Raw genomic sequence first — 11109 nt, 5'->3', positions numbered from 1 at the left:
TCGGTGCGCTCATCGCGGGGCCATCGCCTTCGTCCGAGGAGTGGCTTACCTACACGAACGTAACCTTTTGCCCGGACTGTCGCCGCCGCAGCGGGCTCCGGCGGAGGTCAGCCCACGTGGACCCGGGGCCTGCGGTCCGGGTCGGGCTCCGCGCGGCGCAGCACCTCGCGGGTGACCGGGGCGACCTCGCCGTCCCCGAAGACGAGGAAGCGCAGCAGGTGGCTGACCGGGTGGCCCTCGGTCCAGTTGAAGTAGGCGTGCGGCACCTGCCCCGTACGGTCGCGCAGGTTCATCAGGACCGCGGCGACCGTATTGGGGACGCCCGGCCCGTGCACCCGCAGCCGGTGCACCCCGTGCTTCTCGTCGCCGTGCACCACCAGGTCCTCCCGGAAGTCCGACGAGTCCTGGATGAACACCTCCAGGAAGACGACGGGACCGCCCTCCGGGATGTGGGTGTCCTCCCGCTGGCAGTACTCCTTGGCGCGGTACTCGGCGGTGCTGTGCTCCTGCGGCTCGTTCGCGATGATCCGCAGCGGACCCTGCGCGGCCGCCTCGTCGACGATGCGCCGCGCGGCGTCGTCGAACGTGACGGCGCCCGCGCGCAGTTCGAAGGCGCGGTGCACGCGCGACGCGAACGACGACAGCAGGATCGCCACGATGAAGATCAGGGCGATCTTGATGCCGTCCGGGCGCTCGACGACGTTCGTCACGAGCGTGTAGGCGAAGACGGCGGTGATCGCACCGAACCCGACCGTCGACTTGCGGTGGCCGCGCCGGTGCACCGCGACCGTGGAGGCGAACGACGCCGACAACATCAGGACCAGCACACCCGTCGCGTACGCGCCGGACTGGTCGTCGACGTTCGCGTTGAACCAGAGCGTGATCGCGACCGCCGCCGCCATGAAGACCAGCACCAGCGGGCGCACCGCCCGCGTCCACTCCGGAGCCATGCCGTAGCGCGGCAGGTAGCGCGGGACCAGATTGAGCAGACCCGCCATCGCGGACGCTCCCGCGAACCACAGGATGGCAATGGTCGACACGTCGTAGACCGTGCCGAAGCCCTCGCCCAGGTAGGTGTGCGCCAAGTACGCCAGCGCGCGCCCGTTCGCCGAGCCGCCCGACTCGAACTCGTGCTGCGGGATCAGGATCGTCGTGGCCAGGCTCGAAAGGAGCAGGAAGCCGCTCATGATCAGCGCGGCCGTGGTGAGTAGCTTCCTGGTGTCCCGGATCCGGCCCGCCGGCTTCGCGTACGTGTCCGTGGAGTCGCCCCGCACCTGCGGCATCACGGCGACACCCGTCTCGAAGCCCGACATGCCGAGGGCCAGCTTCGGGAAGACGAGCAGCGCGACGCCGATCATCACGAACGGCGACGAGTGCTCGGCCGTCATCGCGTCCCACCAGTTGCCGATCTTGACCGGCTCGGTGAACACGTGGGCGGCGGCCGTGACGAGCACGACGACGTTCAGCGTCAGGTACGCCGCCACCAGCACCACGGCGACCCGGATCGCCTCCTGGAACCCCTTCAGGAAGACCGCGCCGAGCGCCCCGAGCAGCACCAGCGTGATGTACGTGTTCGCGCCGTGCAGGGACGAGGGTGCGAACGGGTTCTCCACGACGTGGGCCGCCGCGTCCGCCGCCGACAGCGTCATGGTGATCATGAAGTCGGTGGCGGCGAAGCCGAGCAGCACCAGGACGAAGAGCTTCCCCGCCCACCACGGCAGGAGCCGCTCCAGCATCGCGATGGACCCCTCGCCGTGCGGCGACTCCTTCGCGACCCTGCGGTACACCGGCAGCGCGCCCAGCAGGGTGAGCGCGATCAGGACCAGCGTCGCGAGCGGCGACAGCAGCCCGGCCGCGAGCGCCGCGATGCCCGGCTGGTAGCCGAGCGTGGAGAAGTAGTCCACACCCGTCAGACACATCACGCGCCACCACCGATGACCCCGGTGCTCGGCCGGGACGTGCCCGTGCGGACCCTGGTGGTGCGCGCTCTGCTCGCTCAGGCCCTCCAGCAGCCAGGCGCGCCAGCGCGGCGAACGCGCCGGTGCGGCGGCGGGCGGGGCGGCCGGGCTCTCGGCCGGGGTGCCGGTCATCAGCGTGCTTCCTGTCGGTGACTCGCAGCGGGCGTGCCTGCGACGACGTGCGAGTATCCAGCACATCGTCACCTGTGCGTCGGGCGGGGGCCATCCCAACGCCGACCTGCGCATACGCTGGTCCGATGCAGGACGAGTACCGCACCCCGGCCCGCGAGGGCGTGCACGAGACCGAGATCAACCGCTCCCGGTTCCTGTGCGCGCTCGCACCCGCCGCGACCGAGGAGGAGGCCCAGGCCTTCGTCGCACGCGTCCGCAAGGAGCACCCGACGGCCACGCACAACTGCTACGCGTACGTCATCGGGGCCGACGCGTCGGTGCAGAAGGCCAGCGACGACGGGGAGCCCGGCGGCACGGCCGGCGTACCGATGCTGCAGATGCTCACGCGCCGCGAGATCCGGTACGCCGTCGCCGTCGTGACCCGCTACTACGGCGGCGTGAAGCTCGGCGCCGGCGGCCTGATCCGGGCGTACGGCGGCGCGGTGGGGGAGGCCCTCGACGCCATCGGCACCGTGACGCGGCGCCGGTTCCGGATCGCCACGGTCACCGTCGACCACGCACGGGCCGGGAAGATGCAGAACGACCTGCGGGCCACCGGACGCGATGTGCGCGACGTCCGCTACGGGGAGGCCGTCGCCATCGAGGTCGGGGTGCCCGAGGCGGACCTGGAGCGGTTCACGGCCTGGCTGGCGGACGTGTCGGCGGGCACCGCGGAGCTGGAACTGGGCGGCGAAGCCTACGGGTGAGCCGGGCCCGCGCCCCCGCCCCGGTGACCCGCCCTCGACGGACCGGTGGGGCGGCTGCTTGAATCGGCGCATGGACGCAGGGGACGCAGGGCGACAGGACCTCACGAGGCGACGGCACGTCGACCTCGCGCGCGTCAGCAGCGCCGTCTGTCGCGCCACGCGCTGAGCCCGCCCGAGGCTCCCCCTTCCCCGCCCTGAACTCCTCCTGCCCGTAAGGCGGTCGAGGTCCGTTCCGCCGCGGTCGGCGACCGCTTCCGTGACGCCCTTGTGGGGAAGGCCTCCCTTTCCGTCGCGCCGTCCGCGCGACACCCGCGTCTCGCCGAAGGGCCGTGCCATGAGCCGTGTCACCCCGTTCTCCCCGACCACCACCGAGGCCGAAGTCCTCGCCGTCGTACGTCGGTTGGCGGCCGAGTTCGCCGCCGACGACGCCCGGCGCGACGCCGAGCGGATCCTGCCGCACGAGGAGATCCGCACCCTGGGCGAGGCGGGCCTGTTCACCCTGACCGTGCCGAAGGCGCACGACGGGCCCGAGGTGTCGACCCGGACGCTCGGTGAGGTGTTCACCGAACTGACCGCGGGGGACGCGAGCATCGGCCAGATCCCGCAGAACCACTACTTCTTCGTCAACGTCCTCGCCTCCGCCGGAACCCCGGCCCAACAGGCGTTCTTCTACGAGGAGATCCTCCGCGGCCGGCACTTCGGCAACGCCCTGTCCGAGCGCGGCTCGCGCACCGCCCGCGACTTCGAGATCGGCTTCGCCCGGCAGCCCGACGGCAGCCGCGTCGTGCACGGCACCAAGTACTACGCCACCGGCGCCCTGTTCGCCCACTGGATCCCCGTCTACGCCACCGACGAGGAGGGCCGGGTGCACGCGGCCTGGGTGCCCGCCGACGACCCCGGCGTCACCGTCGAGGACGACTGGAACGGCCTGGGCCAGCGCACCACCGGCAGCGGCACCGTCCGCTTCGAGCACGTCCGGGTGCCCGCCGAGCGGATCGTGCCGGTGTACACGATCTTCGAGAAGGACGAGGTGTTCGGCGCGTTCGGGCAGTACCTGCACGCCGCCATCGACACCGGGATCGCGGTCGCCGCGCTGCGCGACGGCAAGCGGCTCATCCATGAACTGGCCCGCCCCCGCAAGGAGACCGGCCTCGACCGGGCCGCCGACGAGGAGGCGCTGATCGACCTCTTCGGCGAACTCGCGCTGCGCGTGCGCACGGCGCGGGCGCTGCTGCGGGAGGCCGGCGAGGCCGTGGACGCCGCCCGCGCGGGACTCACCACCCGCACGGCGGCGGAGGCGTCGGCCGCCGTCGCGGCGGCCCGTGCCCACTCCGACGAGGTCTCCCTCAAGGTCTCCAGCGGCATCTTCGAACTCATCGGCACCCGCGCCGCCGACCGCGCCCTCGGCCTCGACCGGCACTGGCGCAACGCCCGCACCCACACCCTGCACGACCCGCGCCGCCTCAAGCTCCGCTACCTCGGCGGCTGGGAGCTCAACGACACCCCACCGCCCGCCAACGGCCTCGTCTGACCCACACCGCGAAGGACTCCCTGCCATGCCCCTGACCTTCCACTGGTTCCTGCCCACGAACGGCGACAGCCGGCACGTCGTCGGCGGCGGCCACGGCGTCCCCACCGGCTCGGCCGGCGGCGACCGGCCCGCCTCGCTCGCCTACCTCGGCCAAGTCGCCCGCACCGCCGAACAGCTGGGCTTCGAAGGGGCGCTCACCCCCACCGGCGCCTGGTGCGAGGACGCCTGGCTGACCACCGCCATGCTGGCCGAGCGGACGGAACGCCTGAAGTTCCTCGTCGCCTTCCGGCCCGGCCTCGTCGCGCCCGCGCTCGCCGCCCAGATGGCCGCCACGTACCAGCGCCACTCCGGCGGACGGCTCCTGCTCAACGTCGTCACCGGCGGCGAGGACCCCGAGCAGCGCGCCTACGGCGACTTCCTCGACAAGGAGGCCCGCTACGCCCGCACCGACGAGTTCCTGCACATCACCCGCGCCCTGTGGCGCGGCGAGACCCTCGACTTCGCCGGCGTCCACGAGCGGGTCGCCGGCGCCCGGCTGACCCGGCTGCCCGACCCGGTGCCGCCCGTCTACTTCGGCGGCTCGTCGAAAGCCGCGGGCCCCGTCGCCGCCCGGCACAGCGACGTCTACCTCACCTGGGGCGAGCCGCCCGCGCAGGTCGCCGGGAAGATCGACTGGATCCGTGCGCTGGCCGCCGCCGAGGGCCGGCAGGTGCGGTTCGGGATACGGCTGCACGTGATCGCCCGCGACACCGCCGACGAGGCGTGGGCGCAGGCCCGCCGGCTGCTGTCCGGCATCGACCCGAAGGTGATCGCCGACGTCCAGGCGGGGCTCGCCCGCTCGGGATCCGAGGGACAGCGGCGGATGCTCGCCCTGCACGGCGGCACCACCGACGGCCTGGAGATCCACCCCAACCTGTGGGCGGGCATCGGCCTCGTCCGCGGCGGCGCGGGCACGGCCCTCGTCGGCTCGCACGCCGAGGTAGCCGACCGGATCGCCGAGTACCACGCCCTCGGCATCGACGAGTTCGTGCTGTCCGGCTACCCGCACGTCGAGGAGGCGTACTGGTTCGGCGAGGGCGTCCTGCCGGTCCTCCAGGAGCGCGGACTGTGGGCCCACCCGGCCGCCGCGGCGCAGGACCGGACACCGTCGGCGGTGCCGTTCGCCTCGTGACCCGGACCCCGTGGGGACACGGGTTCCGCCGGGGGCGGACGTTGTGGCAGGTCCGGCCGGTTCGGGCGTTCCGGCCGTGATGTCCGACCCAGCGGTTAGCCTCGTGTGCCATGAGACTGCTGCACACGTCCGACTGGCATCTGGGGCGCGCGTTCCACCGCGTGAACATGCTCGACGCCCAGGCCGCCTTCATCGGCCACCTCGTCACCACCGCGCGCGAGCGCGCGGTGGACGCGGTGGTCGTGTCGGGGGACGTGTACGACCGGGCGGTCCCGCCGCTCGCCGCCGTGGAGCTGTACGACGACGCGCTGCACCGCCTCGCCGAGCTCGGCGTGCCCACGGTGATGATCTCCGGGAACCACGACTCGGCCCGCCGCCTCGGCGTCGGCGCCGGACTCATCGGCCGGGCCGGCATCCACCTGCGCACCGAGCCGGCCCGCAGCGGCGAGCCCGTCGTGCTGACCGATCCGCACGGGGACGTGGCGCTGTACGGGCTGCCCTACCTCGAACCGGCCCTGGTGAAGGACCAGCTCGGCGTCGCCAAGGCAGGGCACGAGCAGGTCATCGGCGCGGCCATGGACCGGGTCCGCGCCGACCTCGCCGAGCGCCCGGCGGGCACCCGGTCCGTGGTCCTCGCCCACGCCTTCGTGACCGGCGGCGCCTCCAGCGACAGCGAGCGCGACATCACCGTGGGCGGGGTCGCCGCCGTCCCCGCGGGCGTCTTCGACGGCGTCGACTACGTCGCGCTCGGCCACCTGCACGGCAGCCAGGTCATCTCCGAGCGCGTCCGCTACTCCGGCTCGCCGCTGCCGTACTCCTTCTCCGAGACCGACCACCGCAAGAGCATGTGGCTGATCGACCTCGACGCCGAGGGGGCGGTGACCGCCGAGCGGATCGACTGCCCCGTGCCGCGGCCCCTCGCCCGGATCCGCGGCGATCTCGACGACCTCCTCGCCGACCCGGACCTCGCCGCGCACGAGGAGTCCTGGGTCGAGGCCACCCTCACCGACGCCGTCCGGCCCGACGACCCCATGGCCCGGCTCACCGACCGCTTCCCGCACACCCTCAGCCTGCTCTTCGAGCCGCGCAGGACCGAGACCGAGCCGGACGCCAGCTACGCGGAGCGCCTCAAGGGGCGCGACGACCACGAGATCGCGGAGGACTTCGTGACCCATGTCCGGGGCGCCGGGCCCGACGAGCACGAGCGGGCGGTGCTGCGCGCCGCGTTCGACGCCGTGCGCACCGATGACGTGGTGCGCGAGGTCGCCCGGTGAGGTTGCACACACTCCGGATCACCGCGTTCGGACCGTTCGGCGGGGCGCAGGAGATCGACTTCGACGCGCTGTCGTCCGAGGGCCTCTTCCTGCTGCACGGCCCGACCGGCGCGGGCAAGACGTCCGTCCTCGACGCGGTCTGCTTCGCCCTGTACGGGACCGTGCCCGGCGCCCGCCAGTCCGGCGGCCAGGGCCAGCAGCTGCGCAGCGACCACGCCGAGCCCGGCGTGCGCACCGAGGTCGTGCTCGACCTGACCGTCGCGGGCCGCCGTCTGGAGCTGACCCGGCAGCCGCCGTTCGCCCGCCCCAAGAAGCGCGGTTCCGGCACGACCACGGAGAAGGCCCAGAGCTGGCTGCGCGAGTACGACGCCGAGGCCGGGGCCTGGCAGGACCTCAGCCGCTCCCACCAGGAGATCGGCGAGGAGATCACCCAGCTGCTCGGCATGAGCAAGGACCAGTTCTGCCAGGTCGTGCTCCTGCCGCAGGGCGACTTCGCCCGGTTCCTGCGCGCCGACGCCGAGGCCCGCGGCAAACTCCTCGGCCGGCTCTTCGACACCCACCGGTTCGCCGCCGTCGAGCAGCGCCTCGCCGAGGACCGGCGGGCCGCGGAGAAGCAGGTGACCGCGGGGGACGCCGAGCTGCTCGCCGACGCGCACCGCATGCAGCAGGCCGCGGACGGCCTCGTCGAACTGCCGCCGGTCGACGCGTCGCCCGGCGACCCGGGACTGGCCGACGCCGTCCTCGGCTGGGCCGCGACCGCCCGCTCGACCGCCCGCGAACACTTCACGCACACCCATCTCGCCCTGGTCGCCGCCGAGTCGGCGCGCGTGGCGGCGCAGCGCGAGCTCACCGAGGCGACGGAGACGCACCGGCTGCAGCGCCGGTACGCACAGGCCCGGGCCCGCGTCACGGCGCTGGAGGAGGGCGCCGGGGAACACCGGGCGCTCCAGGAACGGATGGACCGGTCCAGGAAGGCCGAGACGGTCGCCCCCGCGCTCGCCCTGCGGGACGCGGCGGAGCGGGAGCACCGGGGGGCGCTGGGGGAGGAGCGGCGGACCCGGGGTGAGCTGCGGGTCGTGCTGGGCGACGAGGCCGGCGCGGGGACGACCGCGGGGAGCGGGGCGGACGGTGCCGATGCGGCGACGGCGGGCGGCCCGGCGGCGACGCTCTTCGGGGAGGCACGCACCGGCGACCTGGGCGACGGCATCGGGGACGACATCGGGGACGGCGACGGCAGGGGTGCTGCGGGTGACGCGGACACCGTGAGCGGAGCCGGTCCTGAGGCGCTCGCCGAGGCCGGACCGGGCGTCCTCGCGGACGCCGCGCGACGCACCGCCCAGGAGCTCGGCGGCCTGGACGCGGCGCGCCGCGCCGAGCGGCGGCTCGCCGGCCTCGCGCAGGAGCGCACCGGACTCGACCGGGAGGAGCGGGCCGACACCGACCTGCTCGACGAGGCCGAGCAGTGGCTCACCCACTGGGACACCCGCCGCGCCGCGCTCCAGGCCCGCGTCGACGGCGCGCAGGACGCCACGGCCCGCGCCGAGCACCTCGCCGGACAGCTGGAACCGGCGCTCCGGCAGGCGCGCGCCGCCGTCGAGCGCGACCGGCTCGCGGCCCGCGCCGACGCCGCGGGAGCCGAGGCGCTGACCGCCCGCGAGGACGCGGCGCGCGCCCACGAGCACTGGCTCGGCCTGAAGGAGCAGCGGCTGCGCGGCATCGCCGCCGAACTCGCCGAGGGTCTCGTCGACGGCGCACCCTGCACCGTGTGCGGCGCCACCGAACACCCCGCGCCACAGCGGAAGTCGGCCGGACACGTGGACCGGGCCGCCGAGGAGGCCGCGCTCGCCGCCCACCGCACCGCCGACGACCGGCGCGCCGGGGCCGAGCGCGAGCTCGGTGCCGTACGGGAGGAACTGGCGGCGGCGCGGACCGCCGCCGGCGACGGGGAGGCGGGGCAACTCGCCGACGCGGCCCGCGCGTTGCAGGCGCGACACGCCGAGGCGCGCGAGGAGGCGTCCACGCTGCACGCGGCCCGGGAGGCGTTCGCCCGCGCAGAGGGCGAGCACGAGCGCCGGCTCACCGCCCGCCAGGACGCGGCCACCCGAGCCGCCGCCCGAGCCTCGCTGCGGGAGGCGCTCGACCGCGAACAGGCAGCACTCGAAGGCGAGTTGGCGCACGCGCGGGGCACCGCGGGCAGCGTCGAGGAGCGGGCGGCCCAGCTGGAGCGCAGGACCGCCCTGCTCACCGCGGCCGCCGACGCGGCCCGCGCCGTCGAGGACACCGCGCAGCGCCTCAAGGACGCGGACGCGCGACTCGCCGACGCCGCCTTCAGAGCCGGGTTCGACACGCCGGAGGCCGCGGCCGCCGCGCTGCTCGACGACGACGCGCACCGGCAGCTCCAGCACCGCCTGGACCAGCGGCAGTCGGAGGAGGCCGCGGTCCGGGCCGTGCTCGCCGAGGAGGACACCGCCGAGGCCGCCCGCGCACCCGAGGCCGACGTGGCCGCCGCCCACGCCGCGGCCGAGGCCGCCGACACGCGGGTGCGCCGGGCCGGTTCGGCGCGCGACGCGGCGTCCCGGCGCTGCACCGAACTCGACCGGCTCTCCCGCCGCGCCGCCACCGAGGCCCGCCGCCTGGGACCGCTGCGCACGACGTACAACCGGGTCGCCCGCCTCGCCGCCCTCGCGGCCGGCACCTCCGCCGACAACGAACGCAAGATGCGCCTGGAGTCGTACGTCCTCGCCGCCCGGCTGGAACAGGTGGCGGCAGCGGCGACCGCCCGGCTGCGCCGCATGTCCTCCGGGCGCTACACACTGGTGCACTCCGACTCGCTCGCCGGGCGCGGCCGTTCGGGCCTCGGCCTGCACGTCGTCGACGCGTGGACGGGGCGCGAGCGGGACACGGCGACGCTCTCCGGCGGCGAGACGTTCTTCGCGTCGCTGGCCCTCGCCCTCGGCCTCGCGGACGTCGTCACCGACGAGGCGGGCGGTGTCCGGCTCGACACCCTCTTCATCGACGAGGGCTTCGGCAGCCTCGACGACCAGACCCTCGACGACGTCCTCGACGTCCTCGACGCCCTGCGCGAGCGGGACCGCAGCGTCGGCATCGTCAGCCATGTCGGCGACCTGCGCCGCCGGGTCCATGCCCAGCTGGAGGTCGTGAAGGGCCGGGAGGGCTCGGTGGTGCGGCAGCGGGTGACGGGGGACGGGTGAGGCGCGCGGAGCCCGGTGGCGGGGCGCGCCGCGGGCTGCTCGACGCGCTGGCGCTGGTGGCGGCCGACGCGGCGACGCAGCGAGCGTGGGTGGAGCGCCACCGGGTCGGCCCGGACGAGATCGCCCTGCTCCACGACGACCATCTCCATGCCCGTCTCCTTGACCGGCTCGTCGCGGAGGGGGAGGTGAGCGCCCGGACGCTCCCCGTGCTGCGGGAACTCGACGGGGTCTTCGCCGCGATGACCGCCGCCGATGACCCGGCGCGCTGGTCCACCGGGGCCCTGGCCGACGACCCCGGCTGGGCCCGGGCCAGGACCCTGGCGCGCCGGGCACTCGCGATGGAGGACCGGGCGAGCGATTCGCCGGGTGACCGGGCGACAGGGTGACCGAGGGACCAGGTGACCGGGCGCCCGACTCGCAGGGCGACAAGACGACAGGGCGACGGGGCGACCGGGTGTCTCTCGTGCCGCGTCAGTGTCCGATGGCCCGGCGCGGCAGCGGTGACGAGTACACAACGCTCGTCGTCACCGACCCGAGCGCGCCGATCTTGCCGGAGACCTCCTCCAGGTGCCCCATCGAGCGCGCCGCGACCTTGATCACGAAGCAGTCGTCGCCCGTGACGTGATGCGCCTCCAGGATCTCCGGCGTCACCTCGACGAGGTCGTGGAACGGCTTGTAGTTCCCGTTCGGGTAGCGCAGCCGGACGAACGCCAGGATCGGCATCCCCAGCCGCTCCGGCACGACGACCGCCGCGTACCCGGCGATCACCCCCGCCTCCTCCAGGCGGCGCACGCGCTCGGTGACGGCGCTCGCCGACATCGACACGGCCCGCGCCAGCTCGGCGTAGCTGGCCCGGCCCTCGCTCTGGAGGACCTGGAGGATGCGCCAGTCGGTGGCGTCCGGGACGTACGCGGCAGCGGGTGTGGAATCGGCGGTCATCGCAGATGAATAGCAGGGATTTCCCCGGCGGATCAAGAGGGATGCCGGGGATCGGCACTTCAGCGGAGTGATCATGCGCCGTAGATTTCTGGTCAGGGGGAAGGAGGCGCGGCCGGCCCGGCCGCGGCCCCGCCCCCGCCACTCAT

9 protein-coding genes are annotated in these 11109 nt (G+C 74.5%); 7 read left to right on the top strand and 2 right to left on the bottom strand.

What is annotated here, in order from left to right:
• Nucleotides 1–107: 107 nt before the first annotated feature.
• Complete coding sequence (locus M4J07_RS43340; RefSeq protein ID WP_255981970.1) at nucleotides 108–2090, bottom strand: APC family permease; 1983 nt, start codon at nucleotides 2088–2090, stop codon at nucleotides 108–110.
• A 125-nt stretch (nucleotides 2091–2215) separates the two neighbouring features.
• Here M4J07_RS43340 and M4J07_RS43335 point away from each other — a divergent pair, with 125 nt between their 5' ends.
• The 7 genes from M4J07_RS43335 (at nucleotide 2216) to M4J07_RS43310 (ending at nucleotide 10410) form a co-directional block, all read left to right on the top strand.
• Nucleotides 2216–2836 (top strand): YigZ family protein, encoded by a 621-nt coding sequence (locus M4J07_RS43335; RefSeq protein WP_255981968.1) that lies wholly within the window; start codon nucleotides 2216–2218, stop codon nucleotides 2834–2836.
• A 70-nt stretch (nucleotides 2837–2906) separates the two neighbouring features.
• Nucleotides 2907–3002 carry a putative leader peptide gene (locus M4J07_RS48595; protein ID WP_372343177.1) on the top strand — a complete coding sequence of 32 codons (96 nt, stop codon included), beginning with the start codon at nucleotides 2907–2909 and terminating at the stop codon, nucleotides 3000–3002.
• Between the two features lie 168 nt (nucleotides 3003–3170).
• A complete protein-coding gene (locus M4J07_RS43330; RefSeq protein WP_255981965.1) occupies nucleotides 3171–4367 on the top strand; it encodes an SfnB family sulfur acquisition oxidoreductase in 1197 nt (398 codons plus the stop codon).
• 25 nt (nucleotides 4368–4392) lie between these two features.
• A complete protein-coding gene (locus M4J07_RS43325; protein WP_255981963.1) occupies nucleotides 4393–5538 on the top strand; it encodes an LLM class flavin-dependent oxidoreductase in 1146 nt (381 codons plus the stop codon).
• A 110-nt stretch (nucleotides 5539–5648) separates the two neighbouring features.
• Complete coding sequence (locus tag M4J07_RS43320) at nucleotides 5649–6812, top strand: exonuclease SbcCD subunit D (RefSeq protein ID WP_255981960.1); 1164 nt, start codon at nucleotides 5649–5651, stop codon at nucleotides 6810–6812.
• Nucleotides 6809–10024 carry an AAA family ATPase gene (locus M4J07_RS43315; protein WP_255981958.1) on the top strand — a complete coding sequence of 1072 codons (3216 nt, stop codon included), beginning with the start codon at nucleotides 6809–6811 and terminating at the stop codon, nucleotides 10022–10024. The genes M4J07_RS43320 and M4J07_RS43315 overlap by 4 nt, the downstream gene beginning before the upstream one ends.
• Entirely contained in the window at nucleotides 10021–10410 is a 390-nt protein-coding gene (locus tag M4J07_RS43310; protein ID WP_255981956.1) for a hypothetical protein, read from the top strand. Before M4J07_RS43315 ends, M4J07_RS43310 begins: the two co-directional genes overlap by 4 nt.
• Before the next feature lie 85 nt (nucleotides 10411–10495).
• Here M4J07_RS43310 and M4J07_RS43305 read toward each other — a convergent pair whose 3' ends face one another.
• A complete protein-coding gene (locus tag M4J07_RS43305) occupies nucleotides 10496–10963 on the bottom strand; it encodes an Lrp/AsnC family transcriptional regulator (protein WP_255981954.1) in 468 nt (155 codons plus the stop codon).
• Between the last annotated feature and the right edge of the window lie 146 nt (nucleotides 10964–11109).

This window comes from Streptomyces longispororuber, assembly GCF_024448165.1.
Lineage (GTDB): Bacteria > Actinomycetota > Actinomycetes > Streptomycetales > Streptomycetaceae > Streptomyces > Streptomyces longispororuber_A.
Note: the sequence above shows the minus strand (reverse complement) of the source record. Positions and strands in the feature narration are given on the sequence as shown.